This is a genomic window from Pseudacidovorax sp., assembly GCF_017991995.1.
GTDB lineage: Bacteria > Pseudomonadota > Gammaproteobacteria > Burkholderiales > Burkholderiaceae_C > Xenophilus.
Map to the genome: position 1 here is coordinate 52,800 of NZ_JAGOPN010000017.1, position 19,554 is coordinate 72,353.

The following is a 19,554-nucleotide window of genomic DNA, read 5'->3' on the forward strand; positions in this document are numbered from 1 at the left end:
CGGCATGGACCTCCAGATCGCCCTGCTGCTGGGCCAGGACGGCATCGTCAACGGCGCCATCTACGCGCTGATGGCGCTCGCGCTGGTGCTGGTGTTCTCGGTCACGCGCGTCATCTTCATTCCGCAGGGCGAACTGGTGGCCTTCGGCGCGCTGTCGATGGCGGCGCTCGGCACCGGCAAGGTGCCGGGCACCCTGTGGCTGCTGCTGGTGCTGGCCGTGGCGGTGCTGCTGCTGGAGCTCTGGCGTGCCCGGTGCGGCGCGGTCGTGGAATGGCGGGCGACGCTGGCCTGGACGGTGGTGCTGCCGCTGCTGGCCTGCGCCGTGGTGCTGCTGTGGCGACCGGCCTCGCTGTGGGGCCAGTCGCTGGCGACGCTGCTGGTCGTCGCGCCGCTCGGCCCGCTGCTCTACCGACTCGCCTACCGTCCGCTGGCGCGGGCGAGCGTGCTGATCCTGCTGATCGTGTCCGTGGCGTTGCATGGCGTGCTGGTGGGCCTCGGCCTGCTGTTCTTCGGCGCCGAGGGCTCGCGCACGCCGGCCTTCTCGGAGACCCGCTTCGACTGGGGCGGCGTGACGGTGGCCGGGCAGTCGCTCGTGGTGGTGGGGGTGGCGGTGCTGCTGGTGGTGCTGATGTTCGTGTTCTTCGAACGCTCCATCGTGGGCAAGGCGCTGCGCGCCGTGGCCATGAACCGCGTGGGCGCGCGGCTCATGGGCATTCCGGCGGATCTGTCGGGCGACCTGAGCTTTGCGCTGGCGGCGCTGATCGGCGCCGTGGGCGGCCTGCTGGTGGCACCGCTGACGACCGTCTACTACGACACCGGCTTCCTGATCGGCCTCAAGGGCTTCGTGGCCGCCATCGTGGGCGGGCTCGCGAGTTATCCGGTGGCGCTGGCGGGCGCGCTCATCGTGGGCCAGCTGGAGGCCTTCTCCTCCTTCTGGGCCAGCGCCTTCAAGGAGGTGCTGGTGTTCACGCTGATCATTCCGGTGCTGTGGTGGCGTTCGCTGCGCAGCCGCCATGTGGAGGACGAGGAATGACCCGCCGGCACCTTACGCTGCTGTTCGTGGCGGCGCTGGCCGCGGCCTGGCCGCTGCTGCCCGAGTTCACCGCCACGGTGTTCAGCTACATCGGGCTGTACGCCCTGGTGGCGGCCGGGCTGGTCATGCTCACCGGCGTGGGCGGCATGACCTCCTTCGGGCAGGCGGCCTTCGTGGCCATCGGCGCCTATGCCACGGCCTGGGTCTGCACATCGCCCACGGCCGCCGCGGCGCTCTCGGCGCTGCCGCCGCCGCTGTGGCCCTGGGTGGGGCTGGCGCTCGGGCTGGCGCTCACCTTCGTGCTGGCCTGGGCGCTGGGCGGCATCACCGTCAAGCTCTCGGGCCATTACCTGCCGCTGTGCACCATCGCCTGGGGGCTGGGGCTGTACTACCTGTTCGGCAACCTGCAGGCGCTGGGCGGGCAGACGGGCATCACCGGTCTGCCGGCGCTCAGTGTCTTCGGTATCTCGCTGGCTTCGCCGCGTGTGCTGGGGCCGGTGATCTGGCTGGTGCTGCTGCTGGCCCTGTGGGCGCTGCACAACCTGCTGGATTCGCGGGAGGGGCGGGCCATCCGTGCGCTCAAGTCGGGCCGGCTGATGGCGGAATCGATGGGCGTGGACACGGCGCGGCAGCGTGCCCGCGTCTTCGTCCTGGCAGCGCTGCTCGCGGCGCTCTCGGGCTGGCTCTATGCGCACATGCAGCGCTTCGTCAATGCGACGCCTTTCGGCCTGAACGTGGGCATCGAATACCTGTTCATGGCCGTGGTCGGCGGCGCGGGTCATCTGTGGGGCGCTGTGCTGGGCGCCATGCTCATCACGCTGCTCAAGGAGCAGTTGCAGGACTGGCTGCCCCGTCTGCTCGGCGCCAGCGGCAACTTCGAGCAGATCGTCTTCGGCCTGCTGATGGTGCTGGTGCTGCAGCGCTTCGCCGAGGGCCTGTGGCCCACGCTGGCGCGGTGGGGCGGACGCTGGCTTCGGCCCGAACGCGAAGGGCCCGCCGCGGCGCCGGCTCGCGCATTGCCGGCGCGGGCCATGCAGCCGGCGGGCGCGCTGCTGCTGGAGGCGCGTGCCGTCACCAAGCGCTTCGGCGGCCTGGTGGCCAACAGCGCCGTCGACCTGACGCTGCGGGCCGGGGAGGTGCATGCGCTGATCGGCCCCAATGGCGCGGGCAAGAGCACCTTCTTCAACATGGTGTCGGGCGTGGACGACCCGAGCGAGGGCGAGGTGCGCCTGCTGGACGCGCCCATGCAGGGCCGGCCCTCGCGCGAGTTCGCGGCCCGCGGGCTGGGCCGCACCTTCCAGCATGTGCGCCTGCTGGGCGAGCGCAGCGTGCTCGAGAACGTGGCGCTGGGCGCCCACCTGCGCGGCCGGCGCGGCTGGTGGGCTGCGATGCTGCGGCTGGACCGGGCCGAAGAGGCGGCCCTGCTGGCCGAGGCCCGCCGGCAGATCGAGCGCTGCGGCCTGGGGGCCTTCGCCGACCGGCCGGCGGCCTCGCTGGCGCTGGGCCAGCAGCGGGTGGTCGAGATCGCACGCGCCCTGGCGGGCAACCCGGTGGCGCTGCTGCTGGACGAGCCCGCCGCCGGCCTGCGCCACCTGGAGAAACAGGCACTGGCCGGCCTGCTGGCGCAACTGCGCGGCGAGGGCCTGGGCATCCTGGTGGTGGAACATGACATGGAGTTCGTGATGAACCTGGCCGACCGCGTGACGGTGCTGGAGTTCGGCACCGTCATCGCCGAGGGAACGCCGGACGCGGTGCAGCGCAATCCGCGCGTGCTGGATGCCTATCTGGGCGGTGCGGAACCGGCCGCGCCTCCGACCTCGGCCCCCGCGGCCTCCGCGGTGCTGGAGCCGGCCGCATGAGCGCCCGGCTGGCCGCCGCCGAGGCCCGGCCCGGTGCCGCCCGGCCCGTGCTCGCGCTGGAGGACTTTCACGTCGCCTACGGCTCCGTCGAGGCCGTGCACGGCGTGGCCCTGCACATCGACGAGGGCGAGATCGTCACCGTCATCGGGCCCAACGGCGCGGGCAAGACCACGCTGCTGGCGGCGGCCATGGGGCTGCTGCCTTCGCGCGGCCGGCTGCGGCTGGCCGGCGAGCTGATCCCGCGGCCCAGCGTCGAGGCCATGGTGGCGCGCGGCGTGGCGCTGGTGCCCGAGCGGCGCGAGCTCTTCGGCGAGATGTCGGTCGAGGACAACCTGCTGCTCGGCGGCTTCTACCGCTGGCGCACGGGCCGCCGGGACCAGCGCGCCCGCATGGCCGAGGTGTTCGCCATCTTTCCGCGGCTTCAGGAGCGGCGGACCCAGTGGGCCAGCACGCTCTCGGGCGGCGAGCGCCAGATGCTCGCCATCGGCCGTGCCCTGATGGCGCGCCCCCGACTGCTGATGCTGGACGAGCCCTCCCTGGGCTTGGCGCCGCTGATCGTGCGCGAGGTGCTGCAGGTGGTGGGGGCGTTGCGGTCGCAGGGCGTGTCGGTGCTGCTGGTGGAGCAGAACGCACGCGCCGCCCTGCAGGTGGCCGACCGCGGCTATGTGCTGGAGACCGGCCGCGTGGCGCTGCAAGGCCCGGCCGACGCGCTGCTGCATGACCGCCGCATCATCGACACCTACCTGGGCCTGGGGCAGCGCGGCGCGTGAATGGGCTGGCCCTGGGGCTCGTGCCCGTGGTCACCGACGACGTGCCGGCAGATGGCTACTTCCAGGGCGTGGGGGTCGGCACCTCGCAGACGGGCTCGACGTCCACGCTCTTGAAGTCGGCCGGCGAGACGATCTCCAGGTACTCCATGTCCGGCGAGTAGTCGAACAGGTAGTGGCGGATGCCCGGGCGCTGGTGCACCACGTCGCCGGCCTCCACCAGCGTTTCCTTGTCCTCGTACATGAAGCGGGCCCAGCCCTTGACCATGATGACGATCTGGAAGTCCGCCTCGTGACGGTGCCAGCCCGTGCCCGTTTCGGGCGCCATGTTTGCCTTGACCAGGTGCGCGATCACCTTGCCATGGGTGGCCTCGGCGATGCCGAGGTCCCGGTAGAGGAAAAAGTCCCGCAGCCCGCCCGACTGGTAGTCGGTGTCGCCGGGCTTGACGTGCGAGAACTCCGTGGTGGTCCGATCCAACATGGGGCGCGCTCCTTCCTGGGTGGGTGCTGCGCCGCAACATGCATAAAGCGTTCCCGCAGCAGGACGCCCCGGTATCGACACGCACCGATAATCGGGCGCCTATGAGCGGCAACACCTTCGGCACCCTGTTCGCGGTGACCAACTTCGGCGAATCCCACGGCCCCGCGATCGGCTGCGTCATCGACGGCTGCCCCCCCGGCATGGCCCTTTCGGAGGCAGACATCCAGCCCGACCTGGACCGCCGGCGGCCCGGCACCAGCCGGCACGTCACGCAGCGCAACGAGCCCGATGCGGTGCAGATCCTCTCCGGCGTGTACGAAGGCAAGACCACCGGCACACCCATTGCGCTGCTGATCCAGAACACCGACCAGCGCAGCAAGGACTACGGCGAGATTGCGCGCCAGTTCCGCCCCGGCCATGCCGACTTCAGCTACTTCAAGAAGTACGGCATCCGCGATCCGCGCGGGGGCGGCCGTTCGTCGGCCCGCCTCACGGCGCCGATGGTGGCGGCCGGCGCGGTGGCCAAGAAGTGGCTGCGCGAGCAGTACGGCACCGAGTTCCGCGGCTGCATGACGCAGATCGGCGAGCAGGTGATCGGCTTCGAGAGCTGGGACCACGTGCCCAACAACCCCTTCTTCGCGCCCGTGGCCGACGTTTCGGCCCTGGAGGCCTACATGGACGCGCTGCGCAAGGCGCAGGACTCCTGCGGCGCCCGCCTGCGCGTGGTGGCCACCGGCATGCCTGCCGGCCTGGGCCAGCCGCTGTTCGACAAGCTCGATGCCGACATCGCCTACGCCATGATGGGCATCAACGCCGTCAAGGGCGTGGAGATCGGCGCCGGTTTCGCCAGCGTGACGCAGCGCGGCAGCATGCACGGCGACGCCATGCGGCCCGACGGCTTCGACAGCAACAACGCGGGCGGCGTGCTGGGCGGCATCAGCACGGGGCAGGACCTGGAGGTGGCCATCGCCATCAAGCCGACCAGCTCGATCACCACGCCCCGTACTTCGGTGGACGTGGACGGCCGGCCGGTCGAGGTGGTGACCAAGGGCCGCCACGATCCGTGCGTGGGCATCCGCGCCACGCCCATCGCCGAGGCCATGCTGGCGCTGGTGGTGATGGAACACGCCTTGCGCCAGCGCGCCCAGTGCGGCGAGCCGGGCGCGGCCTTTCCTGTGGTGCGAGGCGACAAGGCCCAGGCCGACCGACCGGAGGGCCTGCAGGCCTCCTTCCTGTAGTGGCCGACCCGGCCACCACGCCCTCTGCCGCCGCCAGCCGGCGTCCGCTGCTCGCCTTCGCGGGGCTGTCGGCCAGCTATTTCGCCCACATCGGCTTCTTCAATCCCTACCTGCCGCTGTGGCTGCAGAGCCTGGGGCTGCCGATCTTCACCATCAGCCTGCTGACCTCGGTGCAGTCCTTCACCCGGGTGTTCGCGCCCTATGCCTGGGGCACGCTGTCGGACCGCACGGGCGAGCGCGTGAAGCTGCTGCGCATCAGTGCGGCGGTCGCCATGGCGGCATCGCTGGGGCTCTGGTGGAGTGGCGGGCACTGGTGGATCGCGCTGGTGCTGCTGGTCATGTTCACCCACACCAGCTCGATGATGTCGCTCACCGAGGCGGCGCTGGCGCACCTGGTGGCGGGGGACTGGGGCCGCTATGGACGCATCCGGCTGTGCGGTTCGGCGGGCTTTCTGGTGACCGTGTTCCTGGCCGGGGCCTGGTTCGACCGCTTCGGCATGGGGCACTTCCCGGGCTGGGCGCTGGTCACGCTGGGGCTGGTGCTCTTCGCCACGCTCAGGCTGCCCGATCACCGCGAGCCCGTGGCTGCCCGCGGCGGAGTGCACGAGCCGGTCGGGCCGGTGCTGCAGCGGCCGGTGGTGCGCTGGTTCTTCGCCTCGCTGTTCTTTCATGTCACGGCGCACTTCGCCATCTACGGCTTCTTCTCGCTCTACCTCGATTCGATCGGCTACGACAAGGCGGCCATCGGCGCGCTCTGGGCGCTGTCGGTGGCGGCCGAAGTGGCCTGGTTCGGGCTGCAGGGCCGAGTGGTGCGGCGGCTGCGCATGCCGCAGTGGCTGCTGCTGTGCGGCGTGGCCGCCGTGCTGCGCTTGGGCCTGACCGCCGGGCTGGGCCAGTGGGTCTGGGCGCTGGTGCTGGGGCAGATGCTGCATGCCCTGAGCTTCGCGGCGCACCACACCACCTGCATCGCGATGGTGACGGAGCACTTTCCGGGGCGGCTGCGCGGGCGGGGGCAGGCGCTGTTCACCGTGATCGGCTACGGCCTGGGTGGCGTGCTGGGCATGCTGGCCGGCGGGGCGGTGGCGCAGCAGATGGGTTATGTGGTCATGTTCTGGGCGGCGACGGCCCTGGCGGTCATCGGCAGCCTGTGCGCGTGGCGCGCGAAGGTCGAGGAGGGCCGCGCATGAGTGACGCTGCCCCGGATCGCCCGCGCCGCGGCATCGCCTTCGCCATGCTGCTGCCGCTGCTGCTGGCCGCGCAGCCGGTGGCCACCGACAGCTACCTGCCCGCGCTGCCCGAGATCGCGCGCGACCTGGGCTCGGCCAGCAGCAGCCTGACGGTCTTCATCCTGGCCTTCGGCGTGGCGCAATTGCTGTGCGGCCCGCTGGCCGACCGCTTCGGCCGGCGGCCGGTGCTGCTGGCGGGCCTGGGCGCCTATGCCGTCGCGGCCCTGGGCTGCGCGCTGGCGGGCAGCGTGCTGCTGCTGGCGGCCGGCCGGGCGGTGCAGGGCTTTGCCATGGCCGCCATCCTGGTGTGCTCGCGGGCCGCGGTGCGCGACCTGTACCCCGCCCACCAGGGGCCGCAGGTGATGGCCCGCGGGCTGACGGGCCTTGGCGTGGTGGCGCTGATGTCACCGCTGCTGGGCGCCTGGGGCGTGGAGGCCCTGGGCTGGCGCTGGGTGCTGGTGGGCATGGCGATCTACGCGCTGGTGCTGCTGGGGCTGTGCTGGCATTCCTTCGCCGAGACGCACCGGCCGATGCTGGCCGGCGCCCTGGACGCACCCGATGCCTCCGCGCCCCGTGGCAGCGCGCGGGAGGTCTGGCGCAACCGGCCTTTCCGCGCCTGGGCCTCGCTGGCGGCCTGCACCTATGGCGGGCTGTTCTGCTTCCTGCTGCTGTCGCCCATGGTCTACATCGGCTACCTCGGCATGTCGCCAGTCATGTACGGCTGGGTGCCGGCGGGCGGTTCCGTCGTCTACATCAGCAGCACGCTGCTGTGCCGGCGGCTGCTGTCCCGGGTGGGGCCGGTGCGCACGGTGCAGATCGGCTCGGTGCTCAGCCTGACCGGTGCGAGCATCCAGGCGCTCGGCTGCCTGCTGCTGCCGCATTCGCCCTTGCCGCTGCTGGCCGGACATGCGGTGTATGTGATGGGCCATGGCATCCACCAGCCCTGCGGCCAGGCGGGCGCGGTGGGCGACCTGCCGCACCTGGCGGGACGGGCCGTGTCGTGGTCGGGCTTCCTGATGATGCTGGTGGCCTTCTGCGCCGGGCAGACGGCGGCGCTGTTCGTGGATGCGCGCTATTCGGCGGGAGCCTGGCCGATGGTGCTGCCACTGCTGCTGGCGGGGGCGGCGCTGGTCGGCATCGCCTATGGCTGGCTGCCTCGCCTGCAGCGCACCCGGCGCAGCTGAACGCCTGGCCTGGCCGCGTCCTCAGGCAGGATGACCCAAAGGCCTGGACGGTGCAGGTGTGGCCGGCCGAACGCAGAATGGCGCGCATGAACACCCTGCGCATTGATTTCGTCTCCGATGTGTCCTGCCCCTGGTGCGCCGTCGGCCTGGCTTCGCTCCAGACCGCCATGGCGCGCGTGGCGCCGGACGTCCAGGTCGACCTGCATTTCCAGCCTTTCGAACTCAATCCGGACATGGTGGCCGAGGGCGAGGATTCCATCGAGCACCTGATGCGCAAGTACGGCATCGACGAGACCCAGGTGCGTGCCAACGGCGAGGTGCTGCGCCAGCGCGGCGAGGCGGTGGGCTTTCCCTTCAACCTCGACATGCGCAAGCGGGTGTGGAACACCTTCGATGCCCATCGCCTGCTGCACTGGGCCGAGCTGGAAGGCTCGGACAAGCAGCTGGCCTTGAAGAAGGCGCTGTTCAAGGCCTACTTCCTCGACGGCCTGAGCCCGGCCGATCATGAACTGCTGGTGCGGCTGGCGGCCGAGGCGGGCCTCGACGCCGAGCGTGCCCGGGCCCTCCTGGCCAGCGACGAGTTCACCGACGAGGTGCGTGCGACCGAACGCATGTTCACACAGGCGGGCATCCATTCGGTGCCGGCCATCATCCTCAACCGGCAGCACCTGATCTCCGGCGGCCAGCCGCCCGAGGTGTTCGAGCGGGCGCTCAGGCAGATTGCGGGCGCGCAGCCTTCTTCCGTGATGGAGGCTTGACCCGCGCCTCCCATCGGGCCACGCCGATGGCCACCCCATAGAGGGCGCCGAAGACCACGCCCAGCATCAGCGCATCGCCCCACCAGGGCCGGACGTGGAAGTCGCCACCCCAGACCACCAGGACCACGAACACGGCGACCAGGTGGGCGCAGAACACGGAGAGGGAGGCACTGCCCAGCGTCTCCAGCACGCGCGGGCGGGGCAGGTGCTTCAGCCAGGTGGGTCCGTAGCGCAGGACCACGATGCCGATGGCCACCAGGTTCAGCAGGCGCAGCGGCGCCAGTCGCCACTTGTCGAACCACTCGTTGAGCGTATCGTGGCTGCCGAAGGGCGCCTGGCCGGTGGGGCCCAGATGGCGCCACAGCATCACCACGATGACCGTGACCACGGCCGCGCGCACGACGCCCGCCGGGAATTCGAGCTTCGGGGGCAGCGCATCGTGCCGGCTGCAGCCCAACCATAGCCCGGCGAACCACAGGAACTGCCAGGCCAGCGAATCGAAGGAGCCCGTCTCGTCGATGGGCACTGGAATGCCGAGCAGTGCCTGCGCCGCGCGGTACAGAAGGTTGGTGAAGCCGAATTGCGCCAGCAGCCAAAGGCCGGCGCTCACCATCAGCGGCCGCTTCCAGCCATGGCGCATGCCGTAGGCCATGACCCAGGGGCTGGCCAGCATGAACAGGATGTACATGGGCAGGATGTCGAGAAGGGCCGGCTCGTGCACCAACGCCAGTGCCCAGACGAAGGCCTGGTGCGGATAGGCGATGAAGTAGCGCACCCGTTCGTGCACCGCCGGCTGATCGGCCCGCAGGCCCAGCCCTGCGATCACGAAAAAGAGGAACAGCAGCAGCGCCGCCTGGCACAGATAGACCGTCACCGCGCGCCGCCAGAAGGCCTGCCGCATGGCCGCCACGCCCTTCTGGTGGCCGATGCCACCGTACACCAGGCCGCACACGAAGGCCGACAGCAGCACGAAACCCTCGGCCGCCGAGACGAAGCCGAAGGGCTGGCCCAACGGGTCGGTGAGCCGCGACGGCAGGTGCGTGACGGTCATCAGCACGAGCATCAGCCCGCGCAGCGCGTCGATTTCCCAGAGGCGGCGCATGGTGGATCCGGTTGAAAGGCGGCGAGCATCGCAAGGCCCGGGTCGGGCCGCGGTGCGCCGGGGCCCCCGGCCGGTGTAGGACATGGGGCGCGCGCCACCGCTCGCCGTGCCGGGCCTGCCTGTGTGTGAGGAGTGCCGGCCGGTCAGGTTCGCCTGTTCCCAGATCTTTACATTTGTTGCGGTGGCGGCGCGTCAACGCCAGCGGCATCGCGCGGGTTGATCCGGCATCGTGCAGGCCACCTCGTCAGGAGATCCCATGCAGCGCTTTTCCCGTCTTCGTGCCTGTGGCGCGGCGCTGTGTGCGGCCGTGCTGCTGTGGGGCTGCGCGTCGCCCGGCCGCTCCCTGCCGGTGCCGTCTGCGCCTGTCGCCCAACTGGCCTGGATCGATCGCCTGAGCTGGGGCGTCAGCAGCGACACCGTGGCCCGGGTCGACCGCCTGGGCCTGGCCCGCTGGATCGATGACCAGCTGCGTCCGGATGTCGCAGGTGCGCCGCTGCCGCCCGCGGCCCAGCAGAAGATCGACGCCATGAGCATCAGCGCCGAGCCGGGCGGTGCCCTGGCGCTGAGGCTGGACGCCCAGCGCCGCGCCGCCGACGCGCTGCCGGAGGAGGGCGAGCGCCTCGCGGCGCGCCAGGCGTGGCAGCAGGCCCTGGGCCAGGCGGGACGCGAGACGCAGCAGCGCTTCCTGCTGCGCGCCCTCTACAGCCCCGACCAGCTGCGCGAGGTGATGAGCTGGTTCTGGGCCAACCACTTCTATGTCAGCGTGCAGAAGACGCGGGCGCTGCTCGCCGACTACGAGGACAGCGCCATCCGGCCGCATGCGCTGGGTCGCTTCCGCGACCTGCTCGGTGCGGTCGAGCTGCACCCGGCCATGCTGGTGTACCTGGACAACCCGCAGAACGCCGCCGGCCGCATCAACGAGAACCTGGCGCGCGAGATGATGGAGCTGCACACGCTGGGCGTGGATGGCGGCTACACCCAGGGCGATGTACAGGAGATGGCGCGCGTGCTCACTGGGCTGGGCACCAACCTGCAGCCGCTGGACGCGCCGCCGCCGCGCCTGCCGCCGGCGCTGGCCGGGCAGTGGGTGCGCCGCGGCGTCTTCGAGTTCAACCCCGCCCGCCATGACCGCAACCCCAAGACGCTGCTGGGCGCGCCACTTCACGCCAGCGGCCTGGCGGAGGTCGACGAGGCGCTGGACCGGCTGGCCCGCGCGCCTGCCACCGCCCGGCACATCTCCCGCAAGCTGGCCACCTACTTCGTCGCGGACGATCCGCCGCCCGCCCTGGTCGAGCGCATGACCCGGACCTTCGAGCGCACCGATGGCGACATCGCCGCCGTCATGCGCACCATGCTGGGCTCACCCGAATTCACGGCTTCGCTGGGCCGCAAGTTCCGCGATCCGCTGCAGTACGCCATCGGCAGCGTGCGGCTGGCCTACGGTGATCGGGTGGCCAGCGACATCGGGCCGCTCATGGGCTGGGTCAATCGCCTGGGCGAGGCGCCCCACGCGCACGACACGCCCGATGGCTATCCCCTCCGGCAGCAGGATTGGGCCAGCGCCGGCCAGATGAATGCGCGCTTCGACGTTGCCCGTTCGCTGGGCAGCAATGGCGCGGTGCTGTTCCGCGCCGAGCCGCGCGCGCCGCTGGAGAAGCCGCCCTATCCCGCCATGGCGCAGGCCGAGGCCGTGCGCCGCATCGAACCCACGCTGGGTGCCACCACCCGGCAGGCGCTGGCGAAGGCGGCGTCCGCGCAGGACTGGAACACCTACCTGCTCGCGTCGCCGGAACGGATGTACCGATGAACTGCCCGGCACCGCAAGCCGGGCCGCGTCTGGCCGCCGCCCGGACGCCCTGCGGGGCGAGAGTACCGCGGCCTGTCCCAGCCTGAAGAAGGAGTCCTTCAATGCCCATCTCCGCACCCTCATCGCCGTCCCGCCGACGCCTGCTGCAGGCGGGGGCCGCGCTCTCCCTGGCAGCACCCGTCGGCCGTCTGCTCGCCGCACCCGCTGCTGAAGGCACTCGCCTGCTGGTGGTGTTCCTGCGCGGGGCCTACGACTGCTGCAACTTCCTCGTGCCCACGGGCAGCGACTTCTACTACCAGAGCCGGCCGTCCATCGCCGTGCCCCGGCCGGGGCAGGCGGGCGGCGCCCTGGCGCTCGATGCGGACTGGGGCCTGCACCCGGCCCTGGCGGGCAGCCTGATGCCGTTGTTCCAGCGTGGCCAGGCCGCCTTCATCCCCTTTGCCGGCACCGACGACCTGACGCGCAGCCATTTCGAGACGCAGGACGGCATCGAGCTGGGCCAGGCCCTGACGGGGCGGCGCGACTACGGCTCCGGCTTTCTCAACCGGCTGGCGCAGGTGCTGGGCGGCGGACCGCTCCAGGAGGTCACGCCCATCGCCTTCACCGACCAGTTGCCGCTTTCGCTGCGCGGCACGGTGCGCGTGGGCAACATCGGCATGGGCAACCCGGGCGGGCAGGGCCTGGGTGCGCGGCAGGTCGAGGACATCGCCGGCATGTATGCGAAAAGCCCGCTGCAGAGTGCGGTCTCCGAGGGCTTCGCGCTGCAGGCCGAGTTGCGCCGCAGCATCCAGGCCGAGATGGACCAGGCCAGCCGCAATGCCATCAGCGCCAAGGGTTTCGAGCTGGTCGCGCGCCGCATGGCGCGTCTGATGCGCGAGCGCTTCGACCTGGGCTTCGTGGATGTGGGCGGCTGGGACACGCACGTCAACCAGGGCGGCAGCACGGGCTACCTGGCCAACCGGCTGGAGGAACTGGGCCGGGGCGTGAATGGCTTTGCCGAGGAACTCGGCGAGGACGCCTGGCGCGAGACCGTGGTGGTGGTCATCAGCGAATTCGGCCGCACCTTCCGCGAGAACGGCAACAAGGGCACGGACCATGGCCACGGCACGGTCTACTGGGTGCTCGGTGGCGGACTGGCGGCTTCGGCGGGTGGGCACATCGTCGGCACGCAGCAGGCGCTGACGGCGCAGACGCTGTTCCAGAACCGCGACTGGCCGGTGCTCAACGAATACCGCGCGGTGCTCGGCGGGCTGTTCCAGCGCATGTACGGGCTGTCGCCCCAGCAGGTGGCGCGGGTCTTTCCGGGCGTGGCGGCGCGCGACTTGAAGCTGGTCTGAGGCACCTTGCGCACAATCGGCGGTTCCGCATCCCCAGGACACCGACGCATGCGCCTCGACCTCGCCGCCCTGCTGGGCACCGCGCTTCCCATCATCCAGGCCCCCATGGCGGGCGTGCAGGGCAGTGCCCTGGCCATCGCGGTGTCGCAGGCCGGCGGGCTGGGCTCGCTGCCCTGTGCCATGCTGGCGCCCGACGCGATCGCGGGCGAGGTGGCCGCCATCCGCGCCGCGACCGACCGGCCCTTCAACCTCAACTTCTTCTGCCACGTGCCGCCCGAGCCGGACGCCGCCCACGAGGCGTGCTGGCGCGAGCGGCTGGCCCCGTACTACGCGGAGTACGGCATCGACCCGGCCGGCATCGGTGCGGGTGCCGGCCGCCAGCCCTTCAGCGCCGCGCTGTGCGACCTGGTGGAGCCGCTGCGTCCGCCGGTGATGAGCTTCCATTTCGGCCTGCCGTCGCCAGAGTTGCTGGCCCGCGTCAAGGGCTGGGGCGCCCGTGTGCTGGCCAGCGCCACGACCGTGGAGGAAGGCCTGCGGCTGCAGGCCCAGGGCGCCGATGCCGTGATCGCGCAGGGGCTGGAGGCCGGCGGCCACCGCGGCCACTTCCTGTCGGACGACCTGAGCCGGCAGAGCGGCCTGTTCGCGCTGCTGCCGCAGCTGGTGACCGCGCTGGAGGTGCCGGTGATCGCCGCCGGCGGCATCGCCGATGCAGCCGGCGTGTCGGCGGCCATGGCGCTGGGTGCCGCGGGCGTGCAGGTGGGCACGGCCTATCTGCTGTGCCCGGAGGCCACGACCAGTGCCTTGCACCGGGCGGCGCTGCAGTCCGAGGCGGCGCGGCACACGGCGCTCACGCGGCTGTTCACCGGCCGGCCGGCCCGCGGCATCGTCAACCGGGTCATGCGCGAACTTGGGCCGATGAGTCCGGATGCGCCTGCCTTCCCGCTAGCCACGGCGGCCATCGCACCCCTGCGCGCAAAGGCCGAGGCGGCAGGCCGTGGCGACTTCACGCCCCTGTGGTCCGGGCAGAACGCCGCGGGCTGCCGTCCGGTGCCGGCCGGCGAGCTCACGCGCACCCTCGCCGAAGGCCTGGGCGTCCGCTGATCGCGGGGAACCTCGTGCCCCGGCGCGATTCGCACCGCCAGCGCGCCATCAGCGACCTGCCCTGTCACAACGGCTTACCGCGCCGTCTCCGGCCCGGGCAGGGCGCCGCCCACAATGGGCCTGTCGCCGAAGTCCAGGAGAGACCCGCATGTCCGAGCCCGATTTCCGTCCCCGTGCCGATCGTCCTGTCGGCCTGATCATCGCCCTCGTCATCGCGCTGGCCGCCGCCGGCTGGTTCGGCTGGCAGTGGTGGCAGCAACGGCAGATGCCACCGCCGCCCACGGCGCCCGTGGCCAGCCCGCCCACGCCGCCCGATGCGCCGCCACCGCTGGCCGCCACGCCGCCTGCGCCCACGACGCCGCAGAACCAGGTGGTGGCCATCGCCGAGCCCGACAAGAACCTGCCGGCGCTGGGCGAGTCCGATGCCCGCATGCGGTCGGCGCTGGTCGAATTGCTGGGCAGCAAGGCCGTGGGCCAGTTCCTGCAGATGGACGACTTCGTCCGCCGTGGCGTCGCCACCATCGACAACCTCCCGCGCGAACATGCCCCGGTGCAGCGCTGGCCCGTGCGGCCCACCGACGGCCGCTTCCAGCTCCAGGGACAGGGCGAGCTGCGCACCGTCGCCCCCGACAACGCCGCGCGCTACACGCCCTTCGTGCTGCTGGCCGAAAGCCTGGACGCGGCGCGAGTCGCGGGCGTGTATGCGCGGCTCTATCCGCTCTTCCAGCAGGCGTACGAGGAACTGGGCTATCCCGGCCGCTACTTCAACGACAGGTTGGTCGCGGTGATCGACCATCTGCTGGCCGCGCCCGAACCCGCCGGGCCCTTGCAGATCCGCGTGGTGGAGGTCAAGGGCGACACGCCCGGCGATCGGCCCTGGGTGCGCTACGAATACGCCGACGAGCGCCTGCAGTCGCTGTCGGCGGGCCAGAAGCTCATGGTGCGGGTGGGGCTGGTCAACGAGCGTCGGCTGAAGGCCAAGCTGCGCGAACTGCGGACGCAGGTGGCGACGGCGGTGCCGGCTTCGGCCGGCGCGAAGAAGCCCTGAGGATGCAGCGCCGCGGCTTCCGAGCCATGAGGGCCTGGGCATCCTGACCTGCCCCGCAGCGCGGAACTGGCGCCCCAAAGAAGAAGGCCGCACATGGCGGCCTTCGACGCAGGGCGATGCAGGCTCAGGTGCCGCTCACCACAGCTTCCACCACGGATCGTCCTTGGTCTTGAAGCCCTGCGCCAGATAGCGGCTCTGCGGGTAGTTGGTGGTGAGCACACGCTTGGTGTCATCGCGCAGGTCGTTCATGCCCAGGGCGTCGTACGACAGCACCATGATGTAGAGCGCCTCTTCCAGCGCTGGCACCTCGCGGTAGTCCGCCAGCGCAATCTGAGCCCGGTTGATGGCGGCCAGGTAGGCGCCGCGCTTGTAGTAGTAGCGGGCCACGTGAACCTCGTACTGCGCGAGCGAGTTCACGATGTAGTTCATGCGCTGGCGCGCATCGTTGGCATAGCGCGAGTCGGGGAAGCGCGTGACGAGCTCGCGGAAGGACTCGAACGACTCCTTGGCGGCCTTCTGGTCGCGCTCGGACAAGTCCTGCCGCGTCAGCCAGGCGAACATGCCCAGGTCGTCGTTGAAATTGATCGTGCCCTTGAGGTAGAGGGCGTAGTCGATGGCGGGGCTGGCCGGATGCAGCTTCATGAACCGGTCCAGCGTGGCGAGGGCCTGGGCCTTGTCGCCGGCGCGGTACTGGGCATAGGCCTTGTCGATCTGGGCCTGCTGGGCCAGCGGCGTGCCTGCGGCCCGGCCTTCCAGCTTCTCGAACAGCGGCACTGCCTTGTCGTAGGCGCCGCCATCGGCTTCGTCCTTCGCCTCGGAGTAGATCTTGTTCGGGCTCCAGTTGGCCGTCGGATCGGTCTTGGTGGAGGAGCAGCCCGCCAGCAGGAACCCGGCGGCGCAGAGGGCGAGCCACGAGGGGACCGCCGATAATCGGGTGCGAAACGTCACAGGCAAGCTTTCGTGAGTCAAACCCCCGGGATTATATCGACCCCCCCCTTGGCCCAGCCCGGGCCCGATGCCGAGGCCGACGAACCCTCGGACCACCTCGACGAGAGCGAGCGACGGGCCTTTTCCATTCCCAAGGCCCTGCATGGCCAGCGCCTGGACCGGGCCCTGGCGCAACTGATCCCCGAGTTCTCCCGCAGCTACCTGCAGCAACTGGTGGAGGAGGGCGCGGTCCAACTGCAGGGCCGCGCGATCCGCAAGTCGGCGACGGCGGTCCAGGCCGGCCAGGCTGGCGAGATCGAATTGCGCCCCACGCCGCAAAGCCAGGCCTTCCGGCCCGAGGCCATGCCGCTGCAGGTGGTGCACGAGGATGAGCACCTCGTCGTCATCGACAAGCCCGCGGGCCTGGTGGTCCACCCGGCGCCCGGGCACTGGAGCGGCACCCTGCTCAATGGCCTGCTGGCGCGCGACGCCAGGGCGGCCACCCTGCCGCGGGCCGGCATCGTGCACCGGCTGGACCGCGACACCAGCGGCCTGATGGTGGTGGCCCGCACACGCCAGACCATGGACGCGCTCGTACGCATGATCGCGGCGCGGGAGGTTTCCCGGCAGTACCTGGCCATGGGCCATCGCGCGTGGTCCGGTCCCGCCAGCCGTTCGGTGGAAGGTGCCATCGGCCGCGACCCGCGCAACCGCCTGCGCATGGCCGTGGTCGACCTGGGGCAGCATCCCGGCAAGCCGGCCCGCACTCGCTTCGAGTTCCTCGACGGCCACGACCGCGGTTGCCTGGTGCGCTGCACGCTGGACACCGGCCGCACGCACCAGATCCGCGTGCACATGGCCTCCATCGGCCATCCGCTGGTGGGCGACGAGACCTACGGCGGCGCACCGGCGGCCGGCCTGCACCGGCAGGCGCTGCATGCCTTCCGGCTGGCCTTCGCGCACCCGGTGACCGGCCAGGCGCTGGACCTGCGCTCGGCCCTGCCGTCCGACATTGCCGACGCCGCCCGGGCCTGGGGGCTCGACTACAATCGCGGCTGAGCGCCTCGCGGCGCGACCTCCGGCGGCCATCTTCTCGACTGGCCGTTCGCGCCTTCAGGACGGCGGCCCGTCCTGGCGCACAGCCGCAGACGTCGGCGCCTTCTTCTCTCTCGGCTCTTCTGTCCCGGCGCGCTCCGCGCGCTCCTTGCCTGGAACCTCGCCACCATGAATACGGCGGATGCCAAGCGCATTCTCGAAACCGCCCTGATGTGTTCGTCGCAGCCGCTGACGCTGCGCGACATGCGTGTGCTCTTCGATGAAGAGGTGGGCACCGACACGCTCAAGTCGCTGCTCGCCCAGATGCAGGACGAGTGGGCGCAGCGGGGCATGGAGCTGGTGGGCGTTGCCAGCGGCTGGCGCTTCCAGAGCCGGCCCGAGATGCGCGACTTCCTCGACCGCCTCCATCCCGAGAAGCCGCCGCGCTACACCCGCGCTGCGCTCGAGACGCTGGCCATCATTGCCTATCGCCAGCCGGTCACCCGCGGCGACATGGAGGACATCCGCGGCGTCACGATCAACTCGCTGATCCTCAAGCAGCTTGAGGACCGCGGCTGGGTCGAGGTGATCGGTCACCGCGAGACCGTGGGCCGTCCGGCCCTCTACGCCACCACGCGGCAGTTCCTGGACGACCTGGGCCTGGCCTCGCTTGACCAACTGCCGGCCATCGAGGCGCCGCACCAGCCCGGCGACATGGCCCAGGCCCTGGCGGGCCGCGGCTTGCCGCCGGAAGCCGGGCAGCCCGCCTTGCCGATGGAGACGGTGCCGGTGCCCGAGCCGCAGGCGCCTTCCGCCGAGGCCGCCGCCACGGGGTCGGCCATCACGCCCGACGCCGAGCCGACAGCGCCCGCTCCCCCGCCGCCCGCTGCGGCATCCCCCGACACGAACACTTTCCCGGAAGCCCCTCATGACTGAATCCGATCCCGAACAGGGCCTGCCCGCCGGCGCTCCCGTTGCTGCCGATGCCGAGTCGGTGGCGGTGCCGCAGCCGGCCGGCGGCGAGGAGGGCGTCAGCACGCCCGCTCGCACGCGCCGTCCGCGTGGGAAGCGCGAGCTTGCCGCCGAACCCTCCGAGACCCAGACCACGGCCCCAATGACCGCAGAGCAGGAGCCGGGCACGGCGGAAGCGGCAGAGCCGGTGCCGGCCACCGTGGCCGGGCGCGCAGATGCGGCCGAGCGCGAAGGCGAGGGCGCTGGGGACGACCCCGTCGATGACGACGAGGCGGACGAGGTGGACGATTCCTCCGAGGGTGCCCGCGAGCGTGCGCCGGCGGCCCAGCCGATCCAGTTCGCGGATGTGATCTCCGGCGACTTCGACGCGCAGGAAGAAGAGGCTGCCGGCGCCGTCGCCAAGCGGGTGCTGCTGCCCCAGGCGGACGCTCCCAAGCTGCACAAGGTGCTGGCCCAGGCCGGCCTCGGCTCGCGGCTGGAGATGGAGCGGCTGATCCTGGAGGGCCGCATCTCGGTCAACAACGAGCCGGCCCACATCGGCCAGCGCATCCAGTACGGCGACCAGGTCAAGGTCAACGGCAAGCCGATCCGCTACCGCATTGCGCCGCCGCCCGCCCGTGTCATCGCCTACCACAAGCCGGTGGGCGAGGTCGTCACGCACGACGATCCGCAGAACCGGCCGACGGTGTTCCGCAAGCTGCCGCGGCTGCACCAGGGCAAGTGGCAGTCCGTGGGACGGCTGGACCTGAACACCGAAGGCCTGCTGCTGTTCACCAGTTCGGGCGAGCTGGCCAACCGCCTGATGCATCCGCGTTTCGGCCTGGAGCGCGAATATGCGGTCCGCGTGCTGGGCGCGCTGTCGAACGAAGAGAAGCAGAAGCTGCTCGACGGTGTTCGCCTGGACGATGGTGTCGCCCAGTTCGGCACCATCGAGGACGGCGGGGGCGAAGGCTCCAACTGCTGGTACCGCGTCACGATCTCCGAGGGCCGCAACCGCGAAGTGCGCCGGCTGTTCGAGGCTGTCGGCCATGCCGTGAGCCGGCTGATCCGCATCCGCTACGGTGCGATGGTGCTGCCGCGCGGCCTCAAGCGCGGCGCCTGGATGGAGCTTGACGAGCAGGACATCCGTGCGCTCACGCGTGCCGCCGGCGCCGAGATGCCGCGGCCTCAGGCCGACGATCGGCGAGGCGGAGGACCGGGACGCAATGGCGGCGGTAAGCGCAATGGCGTCAGCCGCAACGGTGGCCCGCGCGGCCCGGCTCCATCGTCTTTCGGCAAGGAAGGCAACGGGCCCGGCAAGGGCAACAAGGGCGGGCAGGGCGGCGGCCGCAAGGACGGCGGTGGCAAGAATACCGGTGGCAGCCAGCCCGATCCGATGAAGACCTCGCTCGGCTACATCGGCGCCGACAGCTTCACCCGCCAGCGCAAGGATGCGCGGCGCGGCAATGGCGGGCCGGGCGGTGGCGGCGGCGGCTTTGGCCGCAAGCGGGGCCGCTGACGCATCGCGGGCCGGCGCAGGCGCCTTCCAGGTGCCGCGCCGGCCTCTTTTCACAAGGCTGTCGCCCGGCTTTGTTGAAGTAATACCTTCGAACACTGCGTGGCAACCCTGACGCGCGGATAAAATCGAGAGCTTTGCCGAGAGGCGCCCATCGTGGCCGGGAGTGTGGTCTCCCGTCCGC

General features: G+C 71.3%; 17 protein-coding genes. 14 read left to right on the top strand and 3 right to left on the bottom strand.

Going from position 1 to position 19,554, the window contains the following annotated elements; genetic code table 11:
* The first annotated feature begins 4 nt into the window (after window positions 1-4).
* Genes KBC94_RS21145 through KBC94_RS21155 form a run of 3 tightly spaced genes read left to right on the top strand, consistent with a single transcriptional unit; the run spans window position 5 to window position 3,662 of the window.
* Window positions 5-1,033 (top strand): branched-chain amino acid ABC transporter permease, encoded by a 1,029-nt coding sequence (locus tag KBC94_RS21145; RefSeq protein ID WP_294374729.1) that lies wholly within the window; start codon window positions 5-7, stop codon window positions 1,031-1,033.
* Entirely contained in the window at window positions 1,030-2,892 is a 1,863-nt protein-coding gene (locus tag KBC94_RS21150) for a branched-chain amino acid ABC transporter ATP-binding protein/permease (protein WP_294374732.1), read from the top strand. Before KBC94_RS21145 ends, KBC94_RS21150 begins: the two co-directional genes overlap by 4 nt.
* Entirely contained in the window at window positions 2,889-3,662 is a 774-nt protein-coding gene (locus KBC94_RS21155; RefSeq protein WP_294374734.1) for an ABC transporter ATP-binding protein, read from the top strand. Before KBC94_RS21150 ends, KBC94_RS21155 begins: the two co-directional genes overlap by 4 nt.
* A 55-nt stretch (window positions 3,663-3,717) precedes the next feature.
* Here the strand turns inward: KBC94_RS21155 and KBC94_RS21160 are convergent, their stop codons facing one another.
* On the bottom strand, window positions 3,718-4,140 hold the full coding sequence (locus KBC94_RS21160; protein WP_294374736.1) for a cupin domain-containing protein: 423 nt from the start codon (window positions 4,138-4,140) through the stop codon (window positions 3,718-3,720).
* A gap of 101 nt (window positions 4,141-4,241) precedes the next feature.
* Here KBC94_RS21160 and aroC point away from each other — a divergent pair, with 101 nt between their 5' ends.
* The 4 genes from aroC (at window position 4,242) to KBC94_RS21180 (ending at window position 8,546) form a co-directional block, all read left to right on the top strand.
* Window positions 4,242-5,378: a chorismate synthase gene (gene aroC / locus KBC94_RS21165; protein ID WP_234194039.1), complete on the top strand. Its 1,137-nt coding sequence runs from the start codon at window positions 4,242-4,244 to the stop codon at window positions 5,376-5,378.
* Complete coding sequence (locus tag KBC94_RS21170) at window positions 5,378-6,565, top strand: MFS transporter (protein WP_294374740.1); 1,188 nt, start codon at window positions 5,378-5,380, stop codon at window positions 6,563-6,565. The genes aroC and KBC94_RS21170 overlap by 1 nt, the downstream gene beginning before the upstream one ends.
* Window positions 6,562-7,788 carry an MFS transporter gene (locus tag KBC94_RS21175; RefSeq protein WP_294374743.1) on the top strand — a complete coding sequence of 409 codons (1,227 nt, stop codon included), beginning with the start codon at window positions 6,562-6,564 and terminating at the stop codon, window positions 7,786-7,788. Before KBC94_RS21170 ends, KBC94_RS21175 begins: the two co-directional genes overlap by 4 nt.
* A 77-nt stretch (window positions 7,789-7,865) precedes the next feature.
* Window positions 7,866-8,546 (top strand): DsbA family oxidoreductase, encoded by a 681-nt coding sequence (locus KBC94_RS21180; RefSeq protein ID WP_294374746.1) that lies wholly within the window; start codon window positions 7,866-7,868, stop codon window positions 8,544-8,546.
* Here the strand turns inward: KBC94_RS21180 and opgC are convergent.
* A complete protein-coding gene (gene opgC, locus KBC94_RS21185) occupies window positions 8,500-9,648 on the bottom strand; it encodes an OpgC domain-containing protein (RefSeq protein WP_294374749.1) in 1,149 nt (382 codons plus the stop codon). The two genes, KBC94_RS21180 and opgC, sit on opposite strands and share 47 nt — an antisense overlap.
* A 256-nt stretch (window positions 9,649-9,904) precedes the next feature.
* On the opposite strand from opgC, the gene KBC94_RS21190 reads away from it, so the two are divergent.
* From KBC94_RS21190 to KBC94_RS21205, 4 genes are all read left to right on the top strand, one after another.
* Window positions 9,905-11,455 (top strand): DUF1800 domain-containing protein, encoded by a 1,551-nt coding sequence (locus KBC94_RS21190; protein ID WP_294374753.1) that lies wholly within the window; start codon window positions 9,905-9,907, stop codon window positions 11,453-11,455.
* Window positions 11,456-11,556: 101 nt separating this feature from the next.
* Entirely contained in the window at window positions 11,557-12,792 is a 1,236-nt protein-coding gene (locus KBC94_RS21195) for a DUF1501 domain-containing protein (protein ID WP_294374756.1), read from the top strand.
* A gap of 48 nt (window positions 12,793-12,840) precedes the next feature.
* Window positions 12,841-13,893 (top strand): nitronate monooxygenase, encoded by a 1,053-nt coding sequence (locus tag KBC94_RS21200; RefSeq protein ID WP_294374760.1) that lies wholly within the window; start codon window positions 12,841-12,843, stop codon window positions 13,891-13,893.
* A gap of 148 nt (window positions 13,894-14,041) precedes the next feature.
* Window positions 14,042-14,941: a DUF3014 domain-containing protein gene (locus KBC94_RS21205; RefSeq protein WP_294374764.1), complete on the top strand. Its 900-nt coding sequence runs from the start codon at window positions 14,042-14,044 to the stop codon at window positions 14,939-14,941.
* A 135-nt stretch (window positions 14,942-15,076) separates the two neighbouring features.
* Here the strand turns inward: KBC94_RS21205 and KBC94_RS21210 are convergent, their stop codons facing one another.
* Complete coding sequence (locus KBC94_RS21210; RefSeq protein ID WP_017760851.1) at window positions 15,077-15,889, bottom strand: outer membrane protein assembly factor BamD; 813 nt, start codon at window positions 15,887-15,889, stop codon at window positions 15,077-15,079.
* Between the two features lie 48 nt (window positions 15,890-15,937).
* On the opposite strand from KBC94_RS21210, the gene KBC94_RS21215 reads away from it, so the two are divergent.
* From KBC94_RS21215 to KBC94_RS21225, 3 genes are all read left to right on the top strand, one after another.
* The gene (locus KBC94_RS21215; RefSeq protein WP_294374767.1) at window positions 15,938-16,927 is read left to right on the top strand and encodes an RluA family pseudouridine synthase; all 990 of its coding nucleotides are present in this window, start codon (window positions 15,938-15,940) and stop codon (window positions 16,925-16,927) included.
* Window positions 16,928-17,092: 165 nt separating this feature from the next.
* Entirely contained in the window at window positions 17,093-17,839 is a 747-nt protein-coding gene (scpB, locus tag KBC94_RS21220; protein WP_294374770.1) for an SMC-Scp complex subunit ScpB, read from the top strand.
* Window positions 17,832-19,373, top strand: a complete 1,542-nt coding sequence (locus KBC94_RS21225; RefSeq protein ID WP_294374771.1) for a pseudouridine synthase — start codon at window positions 17,832-17,834, stop codon at window positions 19,371-19,373. The genes scpB and KBC94_RS21225 overlap by 8 nt, the downstream gene beginning before the upstream one ends.
* Window positions 19,374-19,554 lie beyond the last annotated feature (181 nt).

Excerpts from the sequence above, each read along its gene's own strand:
- KBC94_RS21155 (WP_294374734.1), top strand. The coding sequence starts at position 2,889 with ATGAGCGCCCGGCTGGCCGCCGCCGAGGCCCGGCCCGGTGCCGCCCGG.
- KBC94_RS21225 (WP_294374771.1), top strand. The coding sequence starts at position 17,832 with ATGACTGAATCCGATCCCGAACAGGGCCTGCCCGCCGGCGCTCCCGTT.
- KBC94_RS21200 (WP_294374760.1), top strand. The coding sequence starts at position 12,841 with ATGCGCCTCGACCTCGCCGCCCTGCTGGGCACCGCGCTTCCCATCATC.
- KBC94_RS21195 (WP_294374756.1), top strand. The coding sequence starts at position 11,557 with ATGCCCATCTCCGCACCCTCATCGCCGTCCCGCCGACGCCTGCTGCAG.
- KBC94_RS21175 (WP_294374743.1), top strand. The coding sequence starts at position 6,562 with ATGAGTGACGCTGCCCCGGATCGCCCGCGCCGCGGCATCGCCTTCGCC.
- KBC94_RS21180 (WP_294374746.1), top strand. The coding sequence starts at position 7,866 with ATGGCGCGCATGAACACCCTGCGCATTGATTTCGTCTCCGATGTGTCC.
- scpB (WP_294374770.1), top strand. The coding sequence starts at position 17,093 with ATGAATACGGCGGATGCCAAGCGCATTCTCGAAACCGCCCTGATGTGT.
- KBC94_RS21145 (WP_294374729.1), top strand. The coding sequence starts at position 5 with ATGGACCTCCAGATCGCCCTGCTGCTGGGCCAGGACGGCATCGTCAAC.
- aroC (WP_234194039.1), top strand. The coding sequence starts at position 4,242 with ATGAGCGGCAACACCTTCGGCACCCTGTTCGCGGTGACCAACTTCGGC.
- KBC94_RS21150 (WP_294374732.1), top strand. The coding sequence starts at position 1,030 with ATGACCCGCCGGCACCTTACGCTGCTGTTCGTGGCGGCGCTGGCCGCG.
- opgC (WP_294374749.1), bottom strand. The coding sequence starts at position 9,648 with ATGCGCCGCCTCTGGGAAATCGACGCGCTGCGCGGGCTGATGCTCGTG.
- KBC94_RS21160 (WP_294374736.1), bottom strand. The coding sequence starts at position 4,140 with ATGTTGGATCGGACCACCACGGAGTTCTCGCACGTCAAGCCCGGCGAC.
- KBC94_RS21205 (WP_294374764.1), top strand. The coding sequence starts at position 14,042 with ATGTCCGAGCCCGATTTCCGTCCCCGTGCCGATCGTCCTGTCGGCCTG.
- KBC94_RS21190 (WP_294374753.1), top strand. The coding sequence starts at position 9,905 with ATGCAGCGCTTTTCCCGTCTTCGTGCCTGTGGCGCGGCGCTGTGTGCG.